General features: G+C 37.5%; 18 protein-coding genes and 1 other annotated feature. Of the genes, 2 read left to right on the top strand and 16 right to left on the bottom strand.

The window, feature by feature from the left end; translation table 11 throughout:
• Positions 1–5 precede the first annotated feature (5 nt).
• On the bottom strand, positions 6–1,280 hold the full coding sequence (gene hisS / locus FEU33_RS04335) for a histidine--tRNA ligase (RefSeq protein WP_146548194.1): 1,275 nt from the start codon (positions 1,278–1,280) through the stop codon (positions 6–8).
• A gap of 346 nt (positions 1,281–1,626) precedes the next feature.
• Positions 1,627–1,863 (bottom strand) — a binding site (T-box leader).
• Positions 1,864–1,978: 115 nt separating this feature from the next.
• Between hisS and FEU33_RS04330 the strand changes: the two genes are divergently transcribed.
• Positions 1,979–3,808 carry an SH3 domain-containing protein gene (locus FEU33_RS04330; protein ID WP_186731312.1) on the top strand — a complete coding sequence of 610 codons (1,830 nt, stop codon included), beginning with the start codon at positions 1,979–1,981 and terminating at the stop codon, positions 3,806–3,808.
• A 199-nt stretch (positions 3,809–4,007) separates the two neighbouring features.
• Here FEU33_RS04330 and dtd read toward each other — a convergent pair whose 3' ends face one another.
• From dtd to FEU33_RS04290, 8 genes are all read right to left on the bottom strand, one after another.
• Entirely contained in the window at positions 4,008–4,448 is a 441-nt protein-coding gene (gene dtd / locus FEU33_RS04325; protein WP_146548192.1) for a D-aminoacyl-tRNA deacylase, read from the bottom strand.
• Between the two features lie 17 nt (positions 4,449–4,465).
• Positions 4,466–6,661 carry a RelA/SpoT family protein gene (locus tag FEU33_RS04320; RefSeq protein ID WP_146548191.1) on the bottom strand — a complete coding sequence of 732 codons (2,196 nt, stop codon included), beginning with the start codon at positions 6,659–6,661 and terminating at the stop codon, positions 4,466–4,468.
• Between the two features lie 695 nt (positions 6,662–7,356).
• Entirely contained in the window at positions 7,357–7,869 is a 513-nt protein-coding gene (locus FEU33_RS04315; protein ID WP_146548190.1) for an adenine phosphoribosyltransferase, read from the bottom strand.
• Positions 7,870–7,871: 2 nt separating this feature from the next.
• Positions 7,872–10,217, bottom strand: coding sequence for a single-stranded-DNA-specific exonuclease RecJ (recJ, locus tag FEU33_RS04310; RefSeq protein WP_146548189.1), 2,346 nt, complete (start codon positions 10,215–10,217; stop codon positions 7,872–7,874).
• A gap of 75 nt (positions 10,218–10,292) precedes the next feature.
• A complete protein-coding gene (locus FEU33_RS04305) occupies positions 10,293–10,628 on the bottom strand; it encodes a hypothetical protein (RefSeq protein WP_146548188.1) in 336 nt (111 codons plus the stop codon).
• Positions 10,629–10,669: 41 nt separating this feature from the next.
• On the bottom strand, positions 10,670–12,598 hold the full coding sequence (locus FEU33_RS04300; protein WP_146548187.1) for a S8 family peptidase: 1,929 nt from the start codon (positions 12,596–12,598) through the stop codon (positions 10,670–10,672).
• 598 nt (positions 12,599–13,196) lie between these two features.
• Positions 13,197–15,467, bottom strand: coding sequence for a protein translocase subunit SecDF (gene secDF / locus FEU33_RS04295; RefSeq protein WP_146548186.1), 2,271 nt, complete (start codon positions 15,465–15,467; stop codon positions 13,197–13,199).
• A 489-nt stretch (positions 15,468–15,956) separates the two neighbouring features.
• A complete protein-coding gene (locus FEU33_RS04290; protein ID WP_186731311.1) occupies positions 15,957–16,316 on the bottom strand; it encodes a post-transcriptional regulator in 360 nt (119 codons plus the stop codon).
• Positions 16,317–16,361: 45 nt separating this feature from the next.
• Here FEU33_RS04290 and FEU33_RS04285 point away from each other — a divergent pair, with 45 nt between their 5' ends.
• Positions 16,362–17,879: a putative polysaccharide biosynthesis protein gene (locus FEU33_RS04285; RefSeq protein WP_146548184.1), complete on the top strand. Its 1,518-nt coding sequence runs from the start codon at positions 16,362–16,364 to the stop codon at positions 17,877–17,879.
• On the opposite strand, the gene FEU33_RS04280 is transcribed toward FEU33_RS04285, so the two are convergent.
• The 7 genes from FEU33_RS04280 to ruvA all read right to left on the bottom strand — a co-directional run bounded on the left by FEU33_RS04280 (position 17,874) and on the right by ruvA (position 23,512).
• Positions 17,874–18,512 carry a DUF421 domain-containing protein gene (locus FEU33_RS04280; protein WP_146548183.1) on the bottom strand — a complete coding sequence of 213 codons (639 nt, stop codon included), beginning with the start codon at positions 18,510–18,512 and terminating at the stop codon, positions 17,874–17,876. The two genes, FEU33_RS04285 and FEU33_RS04280, sit on opposite strands and share 6 nt — an antisense overlap.
• Before the next feature lie 264 nt (positions 18,513–18,776).
• On the bottom strand, positions 18,777–19,001 hold the full coding sequence (locus tag FEU33_RS04275) for a hypothetical protein (protein WP_146548182.1): 225 nt from the start codon (positions 18,999–19,001) through the stop codon (positions 18,777–18,779).
• A gap of 154 nt (positions 19,002–19,155) precedes the next feature.
• A complete protein-coding gene (yajC, locus tag FEU33_RS04270; protein ID WP_146548181.1) occupies positions 19,156–19,434 on the bottom strand; it encodes a preprotein translocase subunit YajC in 279 nt (92 codons plus the stop codon).
• 45 nt (positions 19,435–19,479) lie between these two features.
• The gene (gene tgt, locus FEU33_RS04265) at positions 19,480–20,622 is read right to left on the bottom strand and encodes a tRNA guanosine(34) transglycosylase Tgt (protein WP_146548180.1); all 1,143 of its coding nucleotides are present in this window, start codon (positions 20,620–20,622) and stop codon (positions 19,480–19,482) included.
• A gap of 3 nt (positions 20,623–20,625) precedes the next feature.
• Positions 20,626–21,675, bottom strand: a complete 1,050-nt coding sequence (gene queA / locus FEU33_RS04260; protein ID WP_146548179.1) for a tRNA preQ1(34) S-adenosylmethionine ribosyltransferase-isomerase QueA — start codon at positions 21,673–21,675, stop codon at positions 20,626–20,628.
• Between the two features lie 193 nt (positions 21,676–21,868).
• On the bottom strand, positions 21,869–22,873 hold the full coding sequence (gene ruvB / locus FEU33_RS04255; protein WP_146548178.1) for a Holliday junction branch migration DNA helicase RuvB: 1,005 nt from the start codon (positions 22,871–22,873) through the stop codon (positions 21,869–21,871).
• Positions 22,874–22,891: 18 nt separating this feature from the next.
• Positions 22,892–23,512, bottom strand: coding sequence for a Holliday junction branch migration protein RuvA (ruvA, locus tag FEU33_RS04250; RefSeq protein ID WP_146548177.1), 621 nt, complete (start codon positions 23,510–23,512; stop codon positions 22,892–22,894).
• Positions 23,513–23,611: the final 99 nt, after the last annotated feature.

The raw sequence follows: 23,611 nt of genomic DNA, 5'->3' as shown, positions 1-23,611 counted from the left end.
TCCAATTACTGTTCTTTCTGTTTTGTTAAATAATTTACTAAATCATGGAATGGAATCATTTCTTGATGACCCGTTACCATGTTTTTCACAGTTGCTTGTTGTTCAGCCAATTCCGTTTCGCCAAGTACAATTACCCATGTTGCATGTTGACGGTCAGCTGATTTCATTTGTGCTTTCATTTTACGGTTTGAATAATCGATTTCTGTAGAAATACCTTTTGCACGGAAAGAACTTGCTAATTCTACAGCTTTTCGTTTCGAATCAGCATCCATCGTAACGATAAACACATCTAATTGATTTTCAGTATTTAACTCTTTCCCCTCAGCTTCTAAAGCTAAAAGTAAACGTTCGATACTCATAGCAAATCCAATACCAGGTGATTCAGGTCCACCAATTTCTTCAACAAGACCGTTATAGCGACCTCCACCACATAAAGTGGTGATCGCGCCCAATCCTTCAGCAGTACTCATAATTTCGAAGGTAGTATGATTATAGTAATCCAAACCTCTTACTAAATTTGGATCTACTTCATACGAAATACCAAGTATATCTAAATAGTTTTTCACTTGGTCGAAGTAACTTGCAGATTCTTCATTTAGATAGTCTGTTAAAGCAGGTGCTGTCGCCATTAATGGATGTTCACGATCCACTTTACAATCTAAAATACGAAGTGGATTTTTTTTAAGACGTGATTGACAGTCAGAGCAAAACTCATGAATATGCGGTTCAAAATGCTTCACTAATGCTTCACGGTGTTTTGTTCGAACTTCATGATCCCCTAGAGAATTAATCACTAATTTTATATCTTTTAATCCAGCTGTTGCATAAACGTTCATCGCAAGCGCAATCACTTCTGCATCAATTGCAGGATCTTTACTACCAATTGCTTCTACGCCAAATTGTACGAATTGTCGATAACGTCCAGCTTGTTGGCGTTCATAACGGAACATTGGTCCCATGTAAGATAATTTTACTGGCTGATCAGGTTGACCAAACATTTTATGTTCAACATAAGAACGAACGACAGAGGCTGTACCTTCTGGTCGAAGTGTTATGGAACGTCCTCCCCGATCCTCAAATGTGTACATTTCCTTTTGCACAATATCTGTTGTATCGCCAACACCACGTTGGAATAACTCAGTTGATTCAAAAATAGGTGTGCGAATTTCTTGGTAACGGTAAACATGGCAAAGATGTCGAATGATTTCCTCAACTTTTTGCCATTTTTCTGTTTGACCAGGCAAGATATCTTGGGTGCCTCTAGGTACTTTAAAACTCATACACAATCTCCTTTCTATTTTTAACAGGCTTCACTGATGATGAACGCGATATGAAGCTTCGACAGCTACTGTCATAAAGTGAAACTTTAACCAGTGGGGGGTTTTCTTCATCCCTCACGGATGATTAGTTGAACCAATCGAGCGCATGCGGCAGTTGATCTCCCTCCTACCTTCTTTGCTTTCGCTGAATTTTGAGGGGAAGTATTACTGCCCGTTAATGCGGGATAAATTAGTTTCAGTCTTGCTGTTGAAAACTGAAAAAACATTTTGATTCAAACTTTTCAATGTTTCTGAAGACTCTACATGCTATCTTCTGCAAACAAAAAGCTCCCGCCCCTTGCTTAATGCAAGGGACGAGAGCTGTATATGCTTCCGCGGTTCCACCCTAGTTGACCTAGCATTACTAGATCCTCTCAAATCGGATAACGGCCGATACCGTTTTCCCCTACTAGCTCACTAATCGTTCGAAGAAAAACCTCTCAAGTGTTTTTCACATATCGGTACAATAGAAAAGATCTCAGCCACGTCTTTTCCTCTCTAAAAAGTACAACTTGATTGTTACTTTCTTGGTCATAGGTATTTAATAATCATAAAGATTACTTCATATCATAACATTTCCGCAAAATATGTCAACTATTTAAAAAAACTTATAGTTTTTTATCTCTTTTCATCTTACAATGGAAAAAAGGAGGAAAAATATGAATACCAAAAAACTAAATGCAGCGACTATTGTCTCACTTTGTCTAGTTTTAGTCTTTTCAATGTTCGCAGTAATTCCTAAAGCACATGCCTCTTCCACAAAATTAAAGGTTACTGCCAGCGCACTAAATATAAGAACGGCTCCTAGCACTAGTTCAAAGGTCATAACAACTGTTAAAAAAAATACGACCCTAGTAAAAGTAAAGGCAAGCGGAAAATGGTATCAAGTGAAGTATAAGAACAAAACAGGTTGGGCATCAGCCAAATATTTAAAAACTGTCAAAACAACCGTTTCGACCGCTTCTACTACTTCCAAAATTGTTACTTCTAAAACGGACAATCTAAATATTCGAAAATCTAATTCCACTAATTCTACGGTTTTAGGAAAATTAAACAAAGGAAAAACCGCTACATATATCCAACAAAAAAATGGCTGGGTTAAAATTAAAACTTCTAGTATAACTGGGTGGGTAAGTGCTACTTATGTTACGGTTTCCACCAAAAAGGCTACTACAGCAAAACCTAAAATTACAAACGCTAAAAAGAATTTATATTTTGTCGTTACAGCTAAGTCATTATCTGTACGTTCAGAGCCAAATTCAAAGTCTAAATTACTGGCATATGTAAAGAAAAACGAATCTTTACTCATTTCTCGTATTGCAAGTAATGATTGGGTAGAAGTTACATATCAAACTGGCAAAAAAGGTTGGGTTTCCACCCATTACGGCACTCAAAAGGTAAAAGAACCAACTACTAGTTCAATCACCGTTGTTGTACCTAAAAAAACAACCTACTATTATGTAACAGAACCAACTGGACTGACAATACGAAACAGTTACAGTGTGAATGCAAAATCTCTCGGTCAAATCGTACCTTTTGAATCAAAAGTTCAAATCTTGAAACAAGCAAGCAACGGGTGGATTTATGTAAATTATAATGATAAAAAAGGTTGGATCAATGGTAGTACATCCTACGGTTTTGCTTCAACGACTAATATCTCATTTACAGCAAAGAAACCATCTAAAACACAATATTTTGTCATGCGTTCCGGTACTTTGAACGTAAGATCGTTACCAACAACTGCTGCTCCATCACTTGGAAAAGCGTCAAAGGGCAATTATTTTAAGATCCTACGTATCTCCAACAATAATTGGGTAGAAGTTCAGTATACTTCCAAACAAAAAGGCTGGATTTCTTCCAATACTACTAGTAGTAAAATCACTACAAAGAAACCAACTACAACTGTTTCTGATAGTGTAAAAGGAACTTTAAAAGGGATTAAGATTGTTGTTGATCCTGGACATGGGAAGCAAGATAATGGAGCATCTGGCAATCATGTAGTTGAAAAAACACTCAACTTAAAAGCAGCGAAAGCCATTCAATCTGCTATTGAAGAAGTTGGCGGTATCGTGTACATGACACGTACAACGGACAATCAGTTTTTAACATTAGATGAACGCGCTGCTTACGCGAAACAAAAAGGGGCAAACGCCTTTATAAGCGTACATCACAATTCGGGACCTTCTTCTGCTACGGGCTATGAAAGCTATTATTCAACTTCAGCTAAAGTAAGCAGCAAGAAATTTGCAGATGCTATACATGATGGTATCAAAGACGCAATAAAAGAGGAATATCCGAATTATAAAGATCGCAAACTCAAAGCAATGGACTACTATGTGGTAAGATACAATTCCGTTGTATCTGTATTATTAGAACTTGGCTTTGTTTCAAATGCTTCAGATGCCAAACTAGTGAATAGTAATGATTATCGCGAAACAGTTGCTAAAGGTGTTGTAAATGGACTTTTAAGCTACTATGGCCGCGACTAATCACAACACAATGGACAACCATATCTTCAATTGATATGGTTGTTTTTGTTTAGAGATTTGAAGTCATTGAATATACAAATTTAGCTTAGGCTTGACCATCTAGTTTATTTGTTAGACTATGTGTCCTATTATGAATGCACGTTTCACTACTTTACGAGAAAAAAAACGTCTGATTTCTCATTAATCAGACGTTTTTTCATTATTTCGACTCCAGCAATATCGTTACAGGTCCATCATTTGTAAGTTTGACATCCATCATTGCACCAAAGACACCCGTTTCAACATGTAATCCTAGTGCATGAAGTGTACTGTTAAAGTATTCCCATAAACCAAAAGCCTCTTCAGGTCGGGCAGCATCTGTAAAACTTGGACGATTGCCCTTTCTTGTATCAGCATACAAAGTAAATTGGGAGACTGACAAAATGTCACCACCATGTTCTTTAATAGAGCGATTCATCTTGCCCTCTTCATCTTCCCAAATTCGTAATTTTGCAATTTTCTTTGCCAGATAATCTGCATCATCTTTCGTATCACCATGTGTAATCCCAACTAATAACACATAGCCCTGATCGATCTTCCCTGTAACCTTTCCATTGACAGTAACGGAAGCTTCTTTGCTCCGTTGCAGAACTACTCTCATTGATATAATCTCCAATCTTAATGCATAATACGTTGTACAGAATAGACATCTGGAATTTGTTTGACACGATCTACTACTTTATAAAGATTTTGAATATGCTTGATCTGTAAAGTCAAATTGATGGTCGCAATTTTATCTCGATCCGTCCGTGCACTAATGCCACTAATCGGTGTTTTTGTTTCAGTGACGACCTGTATGACCTCGTTTAACAAACCTACACGATCAAAGCCAGAAATTTCAATATCCACATTGAATAATTTATGTTCTTGTTCTAAATTCTTTCCCCATTCAACTTCGATCAATCGTTCATGATCTTCTGATGTTTGGATATTTGGACAATCTGCACGATGAACTGAAACACCACGACCTTTTGTGATAAACCCAACAATATCATCGCCTGGTACTGGATTACAGCAACGAGATAAACGGATTAATAAGTTGTCCAAACCTTTAACAATCACACCTGTCTCCGTTACTTTTTCCTTTGGAGGTGTTTTCATCTCTTTCGCAATTTTCTCTATCGTTTCTTCTTGACTACGTTGTCTTCTTACACGTTCAGCAAGGCGATTAACGACTTGGAGTGCTGTCATTCCGTTAAATCCAACAGCTGCGACTAAATCATCCTCATTTGCATAATTCAATTTTTCACATACTCGTTTAAAGTTTTCAGGTGTCAATATTTCTTTTGGATCATATCCCTGTTCAACAATTTCTTTTTCAATCATTTCACGACCTTTATTGACATTATCTTCACGCAATTGTTTTTTAAAAAATTGCTTAATCTTATGTTTGGCCTGTGAAGATTGTGCGATATTCAGCCAATCTCGGCTTGGACCGAATGATTGCTTGGATGTCATAATTTCTACAATATCGCCTGTCTTTAAAGGTGTATCAAGAGGAACCATTTTCCCATTTACCTTAGCACCAATTGTTTTGTTACCAATTTCAGAGTGTACTCGATACGCAAAATCAATGGGTACTGAACCTGCTGGCAACTCGATCACATCGCCTTTTGGAGAGAATACATAAACCATGTCAGAGAATAAATCAAATTTCAGTGATTCCATGAATTCTTCTGCATTAGATGATTCGTTTTGGAATTCTAAAATTTCACGAAACCATGTTAGCTTATTATCGATATTCGATTTATTTTTATCAACGGTTCTACCTTCTTTATATGCCCAATGTGCTGCGACCCCATATTCAGCGATCTTATGCATTTCTTTTGTGCGAATTTGGACTTCAAGAGGATCTCCATATGGTCCGATGACAGTTGTATGAAGGGATTGATAAAGGTTTTGTTTTGGCATCGCAATATAATCTTTGAAACGGCCAGGCATCGGCTTCCAAAGCGTATGAATAATACCGAGAACTGCGTAGCAATCTTTTATACTGTCTACTATGACACGAACAGCTAATAAGTCGTAGATTTCATTAAATTGCTTATTTTGCAAAACCATTTTACGATAAATACTATAGATATGCTTGGGACGGCCAGATAAATCTGCATTGATATGGATGTCATCAAGTTGAACGTGAATTTCATCCATTACTGATTTTAAATAATCTTCGCGTTCTACTCGTTTACGCTTCATAAGGTTAACGATGCGGTAATATTGCTGTGGATTTAAATAACGGAGTGCAGTATCTTCTAACTCCCACTTAATAGCTGACATTCCTAGACGATGTGCCAGTGGAGCAAAGATTTCTAGTGTTTCTTTTGAGATACGGCGCTGCTTTTCAACTGGTAAATGTTTAAGCGTTCTCATATTATGTAATCGGTCTGCTAATTTAATGAGGATAACGCGGATATCCTGCGCCATCGCTACGAACATTTTACGATGATTTTCAGCCTGCTGCTCAGCTTTTGACTTATATTTAATCTTTCCTAATTTCGTAACACCATCTACAAGCATTGCAACTTCTTCATTGAACTGTTCGACAAGGTCTTCATGTGTGACAGGTGTATCTTCTACAACATCATGTAAAAAACCCGCTGCAACTGTTTCCGGATCCATTTGTAACTCTGCCAAAATTCCGGCAACTTGGACAGGATGTAAGATATATGGCTCTCCTGAACTTCTGAACTGTTCTTTATGTGCATCTTTTGCCAGTTCATATGCTTTTTTTACAAATGCAACGTGTTCGCTATTCATATACGATGTTAGAATTGCGAATACTTCCTCTACTGTCATCACTTGATCTTTCGCCATGTTAGCCCACCCTATTTCATAATTTTTCCGATTATGTATAACGTTAATTGTATAAAAAAAAGAGCCTATTTGTAAAGGCTAATTCTTCAAAAAAAATAATAGTTCGACAAATTACGCGAAACTTCGACAATAAGATCCCATGAATTCAAATGTGGTGATCATTCCATTTTGTCCTCAAAAATAGAGATGTTCAACCAATCACTCTACAACTTGTTCGCTTTGCTTTCTCGGAAGCCAAGCAAATCCCCAGTTGCCATCCATGAATTTACCGCCTGTTTATACAAGCTAAAAGTAAAAATAGTATGCTAAGCGTAAACTTAGCATGCTATTTTTGAAATATAAGTAAAGATCTGTGCAAACTCTAACAGAAAAAACACGAGAACCATGACAAGTTCGTAGTGCGACCTATCCCTCGTCTTTGCCTGTAAAAGTGTGGTGAAATTTTACCTAGTGTATATGAATTTTTTAGATAGCCATTTATCCCGCTTTAACGGGCAGTAAGACCCCCATCTCAAAGATATAGAGAGAAACGAGAAGATAGATGGGGATTAACTGCCGCATGGGTCCGATTGGTTTGGGGGGGCAGGATGTTGGTCCCTCAGGTGTTGCCACAGGACGTGGCGCTTTTAACCTGAGTTCTTCTAGCTCAATGGGGGATAAAGAAAATCCCCACTGATGGAAGCTTCACTTTATCATTAGTATTTCATTAATGTTAAGACATCGTGGCCATGAAGCTTATCGCGACCATGTAATTCTTCTAGTTCAATTAAAAAAGCACAGCCCACTACTTCCCCACCAAGTTGTTCAACTAAACGGATGGCAGCATCTACGGTACCTCCAGTGGCTAGTAAATCATCTATGATTAAAACTTTTTGACCAGCTTTTACGGCATCTTTATGCATCGTTAACGTATCTTTCCCATATTCAAGACCGTAACTTACAGAAACTACTTCACGCGGTAATTTACCTGGCTTACGAACTGGAGCAAAACCAATTCCAAGCGCATAAGCAACTGGACATCCTGTGATAAATCCTCGTGCTTCTGGACCAACAATTAATTCTGCACCAACTTTTTTAGCATATTCAACGATTTGGTCAGTAGCATATTTATACGCTTCTCCATTATCCATAATTGTCGTGATGTCTTTGAAAGAGATGCCTTTTTTAGGCCAATCTTCTACGACCGTCACATATTGTTTTAAATCCATTATTATTGTTCCTCCTCAGAAACCGATTGACCGTTTAAACGAAGGTCAAACCACTCTCTTAAATCCTTATACGGTGCATACAGCAGAGTTTGCTCTAAAGCCATTTGTTGCGCACGTTGTTGATAGATTTTCGCGCTAGTTAACTCTTTTTTAGGCGGATGATCAACAATTTTCGCGAGTCCATTATCTATTGTAACAAATCCAAGTTCAAAAAACACCTGCGTCATGAAAATAAGCATATCGCGACTCCAGCCTTTATGTTTGGCCAATTCAGTTAAATTTTGACGCAGTTGAAAAATTCGCCGTTTTCTCAAAAAAGTATAATACCATACAAATTGTTCCCTTGTAGGCATTCCATCAAAATAGTGAGAGTCTGGAATATAAAAGTGCGCATAAATTCGATTGGGTCTCACATTTTCTAATAGCTGTTCCAGCATTCGAACATTTGGGGGCAAATCTAATAATACAACATACGGCATGCAATTTTCATTTGAGATATCCTCAGAGTAACTTTGAATCTTTTGGGGAATTAAAGAATCATAATAATTTACTGTCATTTCCCTAAAAGCTATAAATGTTACCTCCTCAAGTGGAATCGTTTGTAACCAACGTGCAACCTGCCTGATACCTCTCAAATCGAATAATTGCCATTCATCCGTTCGAGCATCCTGCAACAGTAGCTGCGGTTTTTTGCGGCCATTCCATTCATTGATTTGAAGATCACCTGCAAAAAATACTTGAATACCATATGTTAGTTCATCAACTAGATAGCCCTTATGAAATCCTACTACATCTAGTTCTTGATTATTTGAAACGATTTGCAGTTTGATATGGTCTTCATTGGCACCGATTTTTTTCATGGAACGAATAGATGTATCTTCTATTGCATAGACAGGCTTCGCAAAACTTGTACCAAAGGGCGCTAGCTTACGAACATCTTCGATCGCATTTATATCGATTTCATCGAGTGTCAGTGGTATATCGATATCTAGCACCGGTGTTAATGCATCTTCTGTTAAACATTCTCTTGCTTGCTGATCCAAACGATAACGCAATTCATCAATATCCTCCATTGCGAGTGTCATACCAGCAGCCATTGGGTGCCCTCCAAAAGCCGGTAGAATATCTTTATTTTTAGCAAGCTCCTTATACATATGGAAACCTTCTATACTTCGAGCAGAGCCTTTTGCTACACCTTTTTCGACATCTATGGAAAGAATAATCGTTGGACGATAGTATTTTTCTACAAGTCTCGATGCAACAATACCGACAACTCCTGGATTCCATCCTTCACCTGAAATGACTAGTACTTGTGAATGTCCAATTTCTTCATCATTTTCGATCATAGCAATAGCTTGTTCTGTAATACTTGTTACCATTGCTTGGCGTTCTTTATTTTTTTCGTTTAAGGAGCTGGCCATCGTCATTGCTTCCGCTGCATTTTGTGCCATTAAAAAATCTACACCAGGTGCCGCATCTCCCAATCTTCCTAATGCATTTAATCTTGGTGCAAAGCCAAAGCCAATCGTTTCTTCATCGATCTCTTGCTGATTGACACCTGCTACTTTACATAACGCTTGAATAGCCGGCCTTGTAGAATGTTGCAGTGCCTCTAGTCCTGCTTTGACAAGATAACGATTTTCGTCTAAAAGGGGTACTAAATCTGCTACGGTACCAATTGCTGCAATCTCTAATAAATGCTTAGGCAACTTACCATACAAGGCGTGTGCCACTTTAAATGCGACGCCAACACCTGCCAACTCACCAAATGGATAGTTTCCAGCCGGATGTCTTGGGTGGATAATCACATCGGCTGGGGGCAATATTTCCCCTGGTTCATGGTGGTCTGTAACGATAACATCCATTCCTAATTCTTTCGCTACCTGCACTTCATGGTTCCCGGCAATCCCATTATCGACAGTGATGATGAGTTGGTATCCCTCTTCATGTGCCTGTTTAAATAAGCGTTCACTCGGTCCATAGCCATCAATGAATCGGTTTGGAATCATATGAGATACATCCGCCCCCAAATCTTGGAGAACAGTTTTCATAACCGTTGTACTGGTAATTCCATCACTATCATAATCCCCATATACTAATATTTTTTCTCTATTTTGTATGGCTTTTTGAATCCGATCAACCGCTTCCTTCATCCCATACATTTCAAATGGATCATGGATGGTTTGTTCATCAATCGTTAAAAAAGCACGGGCTGCTTCAACTGTTGTGAAACCGCGTGCTACTAAAATTTTAGCTGATATTGAAGAAATTTTAAGTTCATCCACAAATTTTTTCACAAGCTGTTCATCTGGGCGATTAATACGCCATCTTTTTTCCGTTGCTATCATTGTGTCACTTCCTCATGAGATTCATTATACAAAATATATGCTAGATAATGAAAGTAGAAGACTATCTTTATATGATTATAGCGGATGGATCAAGTGAAACTTCATAGATAACCATTGAGGGGATTTATTTGCTCCTTCGATAGGTTTATTTGCTACTTTTGGTGGTTTATTCGCTCTTTTGATGGATTTATTCGCTACTTTGAAGGTTTTATTCGCTAACTCGGACCATTTATTTGCTCTCTCCGTCCACTTATCTGCTCCTTTTAAATTATATTTTCCATACAGCGATTTATGTCCAAGATCGACAAAAAAACTCGGTAGCAAAACCCCTGTTTTATACAGAGTTCTCACTACCGAGAAGTCAATTAAATAATTCGTCCATCCTTTTAAGGTCTCATCTATGCTGTTCAATCCATATTCTTACTTTTACAGGTCTCTTCTCAAAAGAAACCTTATTTCACTTCAAATTTTATAGCAATCGGCTTTAAGAAAGATTTTCCTTTGGAAGTTTTCACGCCCTTATTATCTATAAAAATCGTATATTTTCCGGTTGCTAATGTTTTTTTAGTCGATAGTTTAATGTTCTTGCCTTTAGCCCCTTTTGTGAGTGTGAACCCTGTTATTTTTTTACCTGCACTTATGATAGATATTTTGCTTGAAGTAAGCGTTGATGGCTTTATCGCTGTTCCGAATGTGATTGTCGTTGATTTTTTACTTTTCATATTTTTTAAGTTTGTCGCCTTTATATAACTGGATGAAGACGTTACTGAAATAGCAACGAGATTAATTTTTTTACTATAATTCGTTACCATATTTTTTTGTGAAGTCGTCAATCCTGCTGTTATCGAATATAAAGGTGCAAATTGTGTTTGGAATGTCAACGATTGACCCTTTTTTAACCGATTCATCCAACTTGTAATGGTGCTCTTATGATTTTCTATATATTGTTCTTCTACGGTAGGTTTTAATGTTGTAAAACTAATTGTCTTCCCTACTGACGAAACATTATTGGCACTTACCGCTTCAACTAATACGGTATATTTCGTACCCTCTTTTAAATTGGGAAGAACATAGTTCAAATCTGTAGTTGTAGCAATTAATTGACCATTGACATATATTCGGTATTTATCAGTAGGTATTTCTCCATTTTCCTTTTGTGTATAGAAAACAGTCGCGGATGTTCTGGATACATTACGGACTTCAAGTGTTTGGACATCTTCTGGTGTTGTTTGAACATAGTTGACCAAGCCATAACCATAGTAAGGATCTTTCCCTTTTGCCCCTAGATCCATTGTATAATTTTGAAGGACCTTTCTTAATTGCTTGTTTGTGTAATCAGGATATTGTTGTTTTAATAAAGCTAAAAACCCTGTCACGTGTGGCGTTGAAAAAGAGGTTCCAGAATCTTCTCTAAATTCATCATATATCCCTAGAGAATAAACATCACTGCCAGGTGCTGAAAATTCTACTTTTGAGCCCGTATTAGAAAAATAGGATATTTGATTACTTTGGTCCAAAGAAGAAACCGCGATTACTTCATCGTATTTTGCGGGATATTCCACGTCTTTTCCCACACCATCATTTCCTGCGGCTGCAACTAATGTCAGACCCGCATCGTAAGCTATTTTGACCGCATTCTTCAAAATAGGATCATCATCGGTAGTACCGAGTGACATATTGACAATATCAATGTTATTTTCGATTGACCATTCAAGTGCTTTTAATAGAGATTCCATGCTTGCGCCATCTTTTTCAAAAACTTTTAGACTATATAAAGATACATCTGGCGCAACTCCGACGATATTGCCATATAATTGACTGGACGTTACTCCAGAAGCAATAATGCCTGAAACAAATGTACCATGCCCTTCCGTATCATACGGTGAACTTTCATCTATACGAGTTCTAGGATTGTCATCTACAAAAGAATGGCGCTCAACATTCGGCAATAAAGGATTCATAGAAACTCCCGTATCAACTACTGCAACTTTTACGTTTTTCCCTGTTAAACCGGAGGACCAAGCTTTTTGCGCATTGACAGCTTGAATATTCCAATTAGGTGTAATCGTTGTAAGAAGCAAGCTTGTGGTGTTATTGGTTTCCACTGTTGTCGGATTTTTTTCGACCACTTGAATATCAGGCACCTTTTTCAAGGCATCTACTGCCTCTTTCGTAAATGTACCTTCAATTGTATGAAGATTTTCATATGTATGTTCAATCTTAGTAGCCTGATTTAATACCTGTTCTTTCCCGCTATCATTTTTGTAAACAACCATCACATTGTTATACTGCTCGTCTGCTGCGTGAGCAAACAATGGTAAAAAAATAAAAACAATACAAGGTGTCAATAATATCGTGAGCCATTTCATCAAATTATTCATTTGCTTCTCCGCTTTCTATATAAATTAGCACATCCCACCGCACTAAATTTTACACAATCGCCAAACTAATACTTAAGTCTTATCACCTGCTTTTCTAATAGTACTTTATACTTCTATTATATTATCATATTTTTTATAGTTTGCTATCATTTTAAATGGGGCAATTGTTATTTTTTCGTAAAGTGAATTTTCTCTCAGTAGGGGGTTTTCTCTTTCTGTATACTAGCTAAACCAATCAAGCTTTCACAGACTGTTGCTCATTGAATCTTGTAGTCGAGGTTCAACACCGCCTGTTCATAAGGAATCAAGCTAAAGTGAAACTCCATCAGTGGTGGTTTTCTTCATCCCTCACTAAAGAACGGAAGTAAAAAGTGCCACGTCCTGTGGCAACACCTGAGGGACCAACATTCTGCCTGCCCGAACCAATCGGACTTTTATGAGCAGTTGATCCCCATCTATCTTTCTCGCTTCTCTCTATATCTTGAGACGGAGTTCTTACTGTCCTTTAAAGCGGGATAAAGTGCTTCCAACAAAAAAGCCCATCCTACAGAAAATCCTATAGGATGGACTTTTATTTGTTATTTATGAAAAAGATAAGCTAAACGACAGGCTCATCTGAACCCCATTGTTTTTTCTTCTTACTTACATCTACATGTCCTTTTTTCTTCATTTCACGAACTTTTAAGACATACCAAATTTGTGCTGCAATGTAAATAGAAGAATACATACCTGTTACTAAACCGATCAATAAGGCGATAGAGAATGTTGTAATGGAGCTTGCCCCAAAGATTAATAAGGCAACAACTACAATAAGCACTGTCATAACCGTATTGACAGAACGTCCTAATGTCTGACGTAATGATTTATTGACAATATGAGCTAGATCATCTGCATCTTTAATCTTCTTAATACGATGTAGATTTTCCCGAATACGGTCAAATGTAACGATCGTATCATTTATGGAGTATCCGATAATTGTTAGAACAGCTGCGATAAAGGTTATATCAACCTCTATACGGAAGAGACTGAAAATCGCGACCATGAAGAATACATCATGGAGCGTGGCAATAATCGTACTAACGCCCATCCGCCATTCAAATCGGAAAGCAACATAAATAATGATACCAAGTGATGACCAAAGCAATGCTTTTATCGCATCCTTGGCAAGTTCTTTACCAATCGTTGGTGAAACAGTACTAATCGCTGGTGTATCACCAAACTCTTTTTTGAACTCAGTTTTGATTTCTTTCACTTTTTCTTTTGAAAAGTTTTGTTTATATCGAATGACAGCACGATCATTTTTGTCACCAGAAATAACAATATCATCAGAAGAAAAACCAATCTTATCAATATAAGATTCAACATTTTCCTTCGTTAATGCATGATTAGATGTCACTTCAACACGAGATCCACTTGTAAAATCGATTCCTAGATTCAATTTAAAAATACCAAGTACAATCATACCGGCAAGAATCAAAACAGTTGATAGTACAAAGAATTTGTTGCGACTGTGAACAAAGTCAAAGCGATCAAAGTGTGTTGCTAGATCAAGTGTATCAACGCCTTCTTCAAGTTTATGTACACGAGATTTTTTGACACCAAATAAACCGACTTTACCATCTAAGTAACCACTATTGACAAGTAACCCCAAAAGAACACGAGTCCCCCAAACAGCGGTTAAGAAGCTGACTAAAATAGATATCATCAATGTTGTTGCAAACCCTCTGATCGAGCTTGTACCAAAAGCAAATAATACCGCAGCTGCAAGAATCGTTGTAATGTTGGCATCGAAAATTGCGCTAAATGAAGATTTAGAACCGGAATGGAATGCGGCTTTGACAGATTTACCGACACGCAATTCTTCTTTAATACGCTCATACATCAAAATGTTGGCATCGACTGCCATCCCTATCCCTAGTACCAATGCAGCAATCCCCGGTAAGGTCAATACGACATGAATCCAGTCAAATAGCACTAACACAATAAATGTAAAAATGGTTAGTGTGAGATCTGCCACTAAACCTGGTAAACGATAAACCAATAGCATAAAGATAAAGATTAATGCTACACCAACAATACTAGCAAATACTGTATCATTTAGTGCTTCGTCCCCAAATTGTGCCCCAACTGAAGTGGAATACTTTTCAACTAATTTAGCTGGAAGAGCACCTGCATTTAAAATACCTGATAAATCTTTTGTTTCTTGTACTGTAAAGTTACCTGTGATTTGCACGTCTTTTGAGTTAATCGTTTGTGTAACTTGTGGATTTGAAATAAACCGAGGTTTTTTCTTTAAAACCTCTTTTTTGTAAGAATCCTTGCCCTCATCGAAGTCCATCCAAATAACTAATAGATTATTTGGTTCTCCCATTGCTGCAACTTTATTCGTTACATTACCAAACTTATTAGGGTCTTTTAATTTAAGCGTAACCATTGGACGACCTTGTTGGTCAAATGATGCTTTTGCTCCGCCTTGTTGCAAATCGTTTCCGTCTAATAATACTTTATCATTGACATCACGGAATGTTAGATTTGCTTGATTAGATAAAACTTCTCGTGCAGATTCTTGATCCTTTACACCTGCTAACTGAACGCGGATACGATTTCCACTTTCAATTTGAATGCTAGGTTCACTTACTCCAAGAACATTGACACGTTTATTAATCGACTCAGCTGTTGCCTTAACATCACTTTCTGTAATTTTCTGCCCTTTTTTCAATGGTTCTACTTGATAAAGAACTTCGAAGCCACCTTGAAGATCCAAGCCTAAGTTAATATTACTTAGTACGCCTTTTATGGTCGTTCCCATGAGTGCGCCAATTACAACAACAATCATTAGAAACGCGACAATTCGGCTTTTTAATTTCATTAAAACTTCCTCCTCAAACAAATGCCGCGATATTACGAAATGACAGCAGACGATTCTTGATGTCCGTTCTGCTCGCTAGTTATCCTGTCACTACTTTGTATCAAAGTTATCATCCTAGTCAGTAAACTATCTCACAATTACGGGCATCCATCGCCCTTTTGAAGCAGTAGAATTGTTACATATCAGGTATGTTGATGATCCAATTTATTCACCAAAATATAAATAATCTTCTGATTTCCGCTACGGATTGCTCGCTGTTCTGCAGTAAATGCTAAGCTTTTTTCTCCGCTGTTATCCATAAAAATGGCATTAAAATATGGAGTTTCTTTCGATCACGCTAAATTTTCTCCTATTTTCTCCAATCAGCACACCTTGTTGCATATTAATGTTCATGATTCTATTGATTCTATTTGTCACTATAATTGCATAACACGTTTATTATGAAACAGGTTTGCCTGCCTGTCAAATTAATCCTATCTACTTTCTGGTTTAAGATGAAATTTTAGAAGATTCCTGCTTTCCCAGTAAAACTTGTAATTCGTTTTCACCAACAGAAGCAAACCAATTTGCGCTTTTTAGTTCTTCCACTTGCATAAAGGTCATATACTGAGCAACAGTTAATGAAAAAATATCGGCAATTACTTTATGTAAAGCTAAATCTGATTCATTTATTTTTTTCCACTTTTTTGCAACTAAATAATGCCAAATTTCTTGTTCTGTAACGTGTTTCAAACCTTCCATCTTGAAGTCTGCTTTTCTAATGGTTAGGACAGGTAATACTTTTTGAAATAATGACTCATATTGAACTACCAATATACTCACGTCCTTTTCAATTTTTTGAACGTACATGATTAGTCTTCCACCGAAATTGTATTTACAGAAAGAAGGGATCTTATGACCTCGTTTTTTCATGGCACCTTTTTGTTAATGGGAGCTGTTCTACTATCTAAATTATTAGGCTTTTTATATCGGATGCAATTTATGCGAGTCGCTGGTGAAGATGCAGTTGGAATTTATATGACAGCCTATCCAGCATTCATCTTCTTTTTATCACTTGTTCAATTGGGGATACCTACAGCTATCGCTAAAATCGTCGCTGAGCTAGAAGCAAAAGGTAAACGAGTAGAAATCAATAAAGTAATGCGAACATCTAGACTATTAAGTTATATTTCTATACTCGTTTTCTTTCCATTGATATTATTATTCATCCCCTATTTAGCAGAAAATCTTTTACACGACAATCAAGTTCGCATGCTTTTATATATATCATTGTTTACTGTGCCGCTTTCAATGGCTTCTGCCTTGTTTAAAGGATTGTTCCAGGGTCTTGCACGGATTGAAGAAACAGCTTGGTCTCAAACGATTGAACAAGTTATACGAATTGCCATGATCACATGGCTATTACCATATGGTGTAGTTCAAGAGTCTCCTGCAATGACCGCCACATATGCAATGGTCATCACAGGACTTGCAGAAGCGGCGGCACTTCTCTACCTATATTGGAAATATGTACATGCAAGACAAAAAGGACTTGTTTTATCATCGAAAGGCTATTCTTCTCCAAAACCGATTTTGAATATCGCATTACCCTCAACGGGTAGCAGATTATTTGGTTCTTTTACATGGTTTTTAGAACCAATCGTATTTTTAAAAGCCCTAACATTGGCCGGCTTAACGGCTGCAGCCGCTACAAAACAATACGGCATTATATCGGGTGTCCATATACCATTGTTGTTATTCCCATCATTTATCCCTTATGCATTAGCCGTTGTGTTGATTCCTGCAGTTAGTGACGCGGTTGCAAGAGGCAACCAGCCACTACTAAGAGAGCGCGTTCATATCGCTCTCAGACTATCAACCATTGTTGGATGTTTTAGTGCTGTTTTCTTTTATTTATACGGCGATGAATTTGCCACCAAGCTATTCCATTTATCGGAAAATCGAGGATATATGAAATTATTAGCCCCGATTTTCTTCTTTTACTATATACAGAGCCCTTTAAATTCGATTCTTCAGGCGCTAAATGAAGCAAGAGCAGCGATGATGAACTCAGTATATGGAGGAATCGGTAAGCTTGTTGTAATGCTTGCTCTCGCGTCACAACCTGGGATTGCAGAAACAGGAGCCGTAATCGCTATTGGCTTTGGCGTACTGATCACATCCTTTTTGCATATAGCGACGATTCGGAAAAAGAAATATGTGGACACGGGTTTTAAGCTATTCGTTATACCATATTGGGCTTGTATTTTAATCGTTGTGTTCCGCCAATATATTCTCCCTACCTCCGAATTTAATATATGGGTTAATGGTTCTATCACACTTGGTTTAACACTCATTGTTCTGATGTTCGCTGATCAAATCCGTTTAAATGATTTTCGCTATTTAACCAAAACATTGAGAAAAAGATTATGATGAAGATTTTAGTTGGACATAGATTTCGCCATCTTCAAAGCAACAGTAAAAAATATTCTCTGTATCTTTATGTCCAATTTTCATTAGTTCTTCTCTTAACCATTGCTCATTTTTTTCGATTAGTTGAAGATGCCGTTTTTGGATCTCACCATCAACAATCAACGGCAATATAGGTGGTAAGCTGTCTTTCATAAATACAGAAAGATTGCCAGATGGTTCTAAGAAAGCATAGGCAATTTTCTGGATAGAACCAATTTTTTGTTCTCTCAGTTGTTGAAACAAGTCATCTAAATTATAGCGCTGTTTTTTCATCTCTTGTTCAAAGAGTACACCATCTCGAATGATTGTTGTGGGATCACCATCAATTTTATCACGTATCTTTTTACTTTTTAAGGAAATACAAGAAATGGCTACTTGTATCACTAATAAAATAATCATTGGCAAAATAGATTCAAATAAATTTCGTTTTGGATCATCAACTGCAAACGATGCTACATCTGCAATCAATACAAAGATCACAAGATCCATTACACTCAATTCTCCGACTTCACGTTTTCCCATTAGTTTGAAAATAATCAATATGACAAAGTATAGGAAAATCATACGAAAAGAGATAACTAATAAATCGTTCACATTACGACCCCTTTTTATCCCGCTTTAACGGGCAGTAGGACCCCCATCTTCAAGATATAGAGAAACGAGAAAGATAGATGGGGGATCAACTGCCCGTAAAAGTCCGATTGGTTCGGGCCAACAAGATGTTGGTCCCTCAGGTGTTGCCACAGGACGTGGCGTTTTTCACTTCCGTTCCTCTAGTTCAGTGGGGGATGAAAAAAACCCCCACTGATGGAGTTTCACTTTATCTTCTATCCTTTGTCTTTCAAAAAAAATTATTCATTAAAACAAAAGGAAAATGGCAGTTGCAGCAAAACCACACATAAGGAGTATAAAAATAATATAGCCTAAAGAACGAATCCATTTTGGCTTAGGCTGTATTTTTAGATGGCTTCCTGTACGTCTTTGAGCCATGCGCTGTTTTGCTGTTAATCGTGAGTGGATAGTATCATCATCAAATCCTAATTGTTCTATTTTCTTTTTTTGATTTTGAAGCTTTTTAGACATTATCTGAAATCCCTTCATTTTTCAACATGATGAATACTATATTATTTCGACAAAAGTAAAAAAAAGCCTTTATTTCTGTTTGAAATAAAGACTTTTTTTGTCGTAAATAGTATTCAACTATCTAGGAATTCCATGCTGGATATGTTGCAAAAAATTATTTTGCTTCTGCTGCTGTATCTATTATTTTTCCAATAGCAGCACGTTCAAAACGTAATTTAGAACCATCTTCTACTTTGATCAATACGGAAGAGTCATCGATTGCTTCGATCTCACCATGTAAACCACCGATTGTCACGATCTTATTACCCTTTGCTAAACTATTTTGCATCGTTTGTGTATTTTTACGTTGCTTTTGAGCCGGACGAATTAACATAAAATACATTAATGCGAAGATAATAATCATTGGTAGTAGCGCTTGTAATTGTTGTCCCATTCTTATATATCCCCCTTTCTATCACTAGCGTATATTATACAAGAATCAGAAGTTTTTTGCATTCGGTTTATTGAAGCCGTATTGTTCGAAGAATTCTTCACGAAAATCACCAAGACGATCTTGACGAATAGCAAGGCGTACTTGACGCATCAAATCTTGTAAGAAATAAAGATTATGGTAGGAAGTTAATCGAATACCGAATGTTTCATCTGCTTTAATCAGATGACGGATATAGGCACGTGAATAGTTTTTGCAAGTATAGCAATCACAGTTCTGATCAAGTGGTCCAAAATCACGAGCATACTTGGCGTTTTTGACAACTAGACGACCTTGACTCGTCATACATGTACCATTTCTCGCAATACGAGTGGGTAACACACAGTCAAACATATCAATGCCACGAATTGCACCATCTATTAAGGAATCCGGTGAACCTACACCCATTAAATAACGTGGTTTATCGTTCGGTAATAATGGTGTCGTAAATTCTAACATACGATTCATGATTTCCTTTGGCTCCCCTACAGATAAACCACCAATTGCATATCCCGGAAAATCAAGTGAAACTAAATCTTTTGCCGATTGTTTCCGAAGATCCTCAAATTCTCCACCTTGTACAATTCCAAATAATCCTTGATCCTCTGGACGTGCATGTGCCTTTAAGCAACGTTCCGCCCAGCGAGAAGTGCGTTCTACAGAGTTTTTCATATATTCATACGTAGCTGGATACGGAGGACATTCATCAAACGCCATCATAATATCTGAGCCTAAAGCATTTTGAATCTCCATGGATTTTTCTGGACTTAAGAAAAGCTTATCCCCATTTAAATGATTGCGGAAGTGGACACCCTCTTCTTCAATACGACGAATATCACTTAAACTAAATACTTGGAAACCACCTGAATCGGTTAAGATGGCACGATCCCAGTTCATAAATTTGTGTAAGCCACCTGCTTCACGAACAATTTCGTGGCCTGGACGAAGCCATAAATGATAGGTGTTACTTAAAATAATACCTGCACCCATTTCTTTGACTTCTTCTGGAGACATTGTTTTTACGGTTGCTTGTGTGCCAACTGGCATGAAAGCAGGCGTTTCAAAGGAGCCATGCGGTGTATGCACAATTCCTAATCTTGCACCTGTCTGCTTATCTGTTTTGATAAGTTCGTATCGAATTGCTTGAGACATGTATTAATTTCCTTTCTTTGCTTTTGGTCGGATGAACATAGCATCACCGAAACTGAAGAATCGGTATTTATTTTCAACAGCGATTTTATATGCATTTAATACGTTTTCACGCCCTGCAAGTGCACTGATCATCATGACAAGTGTTGATTTCGGTAAGTGGAAGTTTGTAATCATACCATCAATTGCTTGATATTCAAATCCTGGATAGATAAAGATGGTCGTCCACCCTGACTCTGCCACAATTCCTCCATGATGGCGTTGAGCAATTGTTTCAAGTGTACGTGTAGAAGTTGTCCCTACCGCAATAACGCGACCACCATTTGCCTTTGTGTCATGAATAACCTTCGCTGTATTTTCAGATAAATGATAGAATTCTGCATGCATATCATGATCTTCAATATTTTCAACACTGACTGGACGAAATGTACCAATCCCTACATGTAAAGTTAAGAATGCTACCTTAACACCCTTTGCACGGATTTGATCTAATAATTCTTCAGTGAAGTGAAGCCCAGCTGTTGGAGCCGCTGCTGAACCAAGCTCTTTAGAATAAACCGTTTGGTAACGTTCTTGGTCCTCTAATTTCTCATGAATATATGGTGGCAGTGGCATCGTCCCTAATTTCTCAAGTATTTCCACAAAAATTCCTTCATATTCAAATTTGAACATTCGGCCACCGTGTTCTAATTCACCCGTACATACTGCTTTCAATAGTCCATCACCAAACGTGATTTCAGTACCGACTTTTACACGTTTAGCAGGCTTTACAAGTGTTTCCCATTCATTTTCATTCGTTTGTTTTAATAATAATACTTCTATATGTGCTCCTGTTTCTTCTTTAACACCGATTAAACGTGCTGGTAATACACGTGTATCGTTCAAAATCAGGCAATCGCCTTCATGTAATTCATCTAAAATATCACGGAAATGATGATGTGATACTTCACCAGTTTCACGATCCAATACCATTAGACGACTTGATGCACGATCTTTTAATGGTGTTTGCGCGATCAATTCTTCTGGTAAATAGTAATCAAAGTCTTCTAATTTCATGGTAAACTTCCTTTTTGTTATTTGACTATCAATGATACATAGCTATTGTATTGGTTACTCCTGCCTATTGACTGAATGCAAAGAAAAAATGCTCAAGCCTAGTTTTCACTAACTTTATTCTTCATATGCAGTAGAAAATAAATGGATATCAAAGCATCCTTTTGATTTTCTATATTCAGTTTAATTCCCACCATTAGGATTCAGATGGATATTTGTAGCCAAAGTGTTCATAGGCAAGCGCCGTAACGATTCGACCTCTTGGTGTTCTTTGGATAAATCCGATTTGCATTAAATACGGCTCATAAACATCTTCAATCGTCATAGACTCTTCACCAATACTTGCAGCAATCGTATCTAACCCAACCGGACCACCTCGGAAACGTTCTACCATATTTTCAATCAGTTTATGGTCGATATGGTCTAATCCCAATGGATCGACTTGGAGTAATTCTAATGCATCCTGTGCTAATTTCAATGTAATATCACCATCACCTATAACTTGTGCATAATCACGTACCCGCTTTAATAGGCGATTGGCAATTCGCGGTGTGCCACGAGATCGTTTGGCTAATTCGATTGCCGCACTTTGATCCACATGGACATCAAATAATTCAGCACTTCTACATACGATCTCTGTCAATGAATGCTCATCATAATAGTCCAATCGTAATAATACACCAAAACGGTCTCTAAGTGGAGCTGACAGTGCACCAGCTCTTGTTGTTGCACCAACTAATGTAAAAGGAGGTAAATCCAGTCTCACCGATCGTGCTTGAGGTCCCTTTCCCACTACAATATCTAAGCAGAAATCTTCCATTGCTGGATAGAGGACTTCCTCAATAGCTCTTGGCAGACGATGAATTTCATCGATAAATAAGACATCTCCAGGTTCTAGTGAGCTGACAATAGCGGCCAAATCGCCTGGACGTTCAATAGCTGGACCACTTGTCATACGTATATGAACGCCTAGTTCATTGGCGATAACAGCTGCCAGCGTTGTTTTTCCAAGTCCCGGAGGTCCGTATAGGAGAACATGGTCAAGGCTCTCTTCACGCATTTTAGCGGCTTCTATGAAAATTTTCAAATTTTCTTTTACCTTATGCTGTCCTATATATTGCGTAAGTGTTTGAGGGCGTAATGATAATTCAAATTGAACATCATCCTTTATCGCCTCACCTGAAACGACACGATCATCCATCGTATTCCCTCCTTTCCATTATTGCTGTTTTAGTAAAAGTTTTAACGCTTCTTTCATATAATCTTCCGTCGTTTTTAAACGTTCATCCTTGTCCAATTGCAAGCGGATTTTCGTTAGTTCACGTTCTGAATAGCCCAATGCAGCAAGTGCTAAAAGAGCTTCCTCTAATTCGTGTTTATTTGGATTGACACCAAATAGTGGCAGCTCATTTTCTGCACTTGGCAATTCAATCTCTTCTAGTAAACTATCTAATTTTCCTTTTAAATCTAAAATCATTTGGCGGGCTGTTTTTTTACCAACACCAGGAAACTTCACAAGGAATTTCTCATCCTCATGTTCAATGGCAGAGATTACTTGACTTGGATCACCACTCGCTAATATGGCAAGTGCTCCTTTTGGTCCAATTCCCGATACTTGGATGAGCTTGCGGAATAATTCACGTTGTTCTAATGTTTTAAAAGCAAATAAATGATGTGCATCTTCACGAACATGTAAATGTGTAAAGACTTTTATTTGCTCTTTATTCACTTGAAATGCAAATGGATTTGGCGTATACAACTGCCAGCCAATTCCTTGCTGCTCTATAACAATATATTCTGGGGTAACACGCGTAACAGAACCCTTTATGTAGTCATACATTGCAATTCTCCTTTTATTCAACGTTATAGATTATAGCATAATTTTAAATGAGTGATGATATATGAACCTAGGATCATCGTGAAAAAAGATAGGTCAACA

The organism is Rummeliibacillus suwonensis, from assembly GCF_007896435.1.
GTDB lineage: Bacteria > Bacillota > Bacilli > Bacillales_A > Planococcaceae > Rummeliibacillus > Rummeliibacillus suwonensis.
Note: the sequence above shows the minus strand (reverse complement) of the source record. Positions and strands in the feature narration are given on the sequence as shown.

What these genes read in the sequence shown, in the direction of transcription:
- secDF (WP_146548186.1), bottom strand. Translation starts at nt 15,467, where the DNA reads ATGAAATTAAAAAGCCGAATTGTCGCGTTTCTAATGATTGTTGTTGTA.
- hisS (WP_146548194.1), bottom strand. Translation starts at nt 1,280, where the DNA reads ATGAGTTTTAAAGTACCTAGAGGCACCCAAGATATCTTGCCTGGTCAA.
- ruvA (WP_146548177.1), bottom strand. Translation starts at nt 23,512, where the DNA reads ATGTATGACTACATAAAGGGTTCTGTTACGCGTGTTACCCCAGAATAT.
- ruvB (WP_146548178.1), bottom strand. Translation starts at nt 22,873, where the DNA reads ATGGATGATCGTGTCGTTTCAGGTGAGGCGATAAAGGATGATGTTCAA.
- FEU33_RS04290 (WP_186731311.1), bottom strand. Translation starts at nt 16,316, where the DNA reads ATGTACGTTCAAAAAATTGAAAAGGACGTGAGTATATTGGTAGTTCAA.
- tgt (WP_146548180.1), bottom strand. Translation starts at nt 20,622, where the DNA reads ATGTCTCAAGCAATTCGATACGAACTTATCAAAACAGATAAGCAGACA.
- FEU33_RS04285 (WP_146548184.1), top strand. Translation starts at nt 16,362, where the DNA reads ATGACCTCGTTTTTTCATGGCACCTTTTTGTTAATGGGAGCTGTTCTA.
- dtd (WP_146548192.1), bottom strand. Translation starts at nt 4,448, where the DNA reads ATGAGAGTAGTTCTGCAACGGAGCAAAGAAGCTTCCGTTACTGTCAAT.
- FEU33_RS04320 (WP_146548191.1), bottom strand. Translation starts at nt 6,661, where the DNA reads ATGGCGAAAGATCAAGTGATGACAGTAGAGGAAGTATTCGCAATTCTA.
- yajC (WP_146548181.1), bottom strand. Translation starts at nt 19,434, where the DNA reads ATGGGACAACAATTACAAGCGCTACTACCAATGATTATTATCTTCGCA.
- FEU33_RS04315 (WP_146548190.1), bottom strand. Translation starts at nt 7,869, where the DNA reads ATGGATTTAAAACAATATGTGACGGTCGTAGAAGATTGGCCTAAAAAA.
- recJ (WP_146548189.1), bottom strand. Translation starts at nt 10,217, where the DNA reads ATGATAGCAACGGAAAAAAGATGGCGTATTAATCGCCCAGATGAACAG.
- queA (WP_146548179.1), bottom strand. Translation starts at nt 21,675, where the DNA reads ATGAAATTAGAAGACTTTGATTACTATTTACCAGAAGAATTGATCGCG.
- FEU33_RS04330 (WP_186731312.1), top strand. Translation starts at nt 1,979, where the DNA reads ATGAATACCAAAAAACTAAATGCAGCGACTATTGTCTCACTTTGTCTA.
- FEU33_RS04300 (WP_146548187.1), bottom strand. Translation starts at nt 12,598, where the DNA reads ATGAATAATTTGATGAAATGGCTCACGATATTATTGACACCTTGTATT.
- FEU33_RS04275 (WP_146548182.1), bottom strand. Translation starts at nt 19,001, where the DNA reads ATGTCTAAAAAGCTTCAAAATCAAAAAAAGAAAATAGAACAATTAGGA.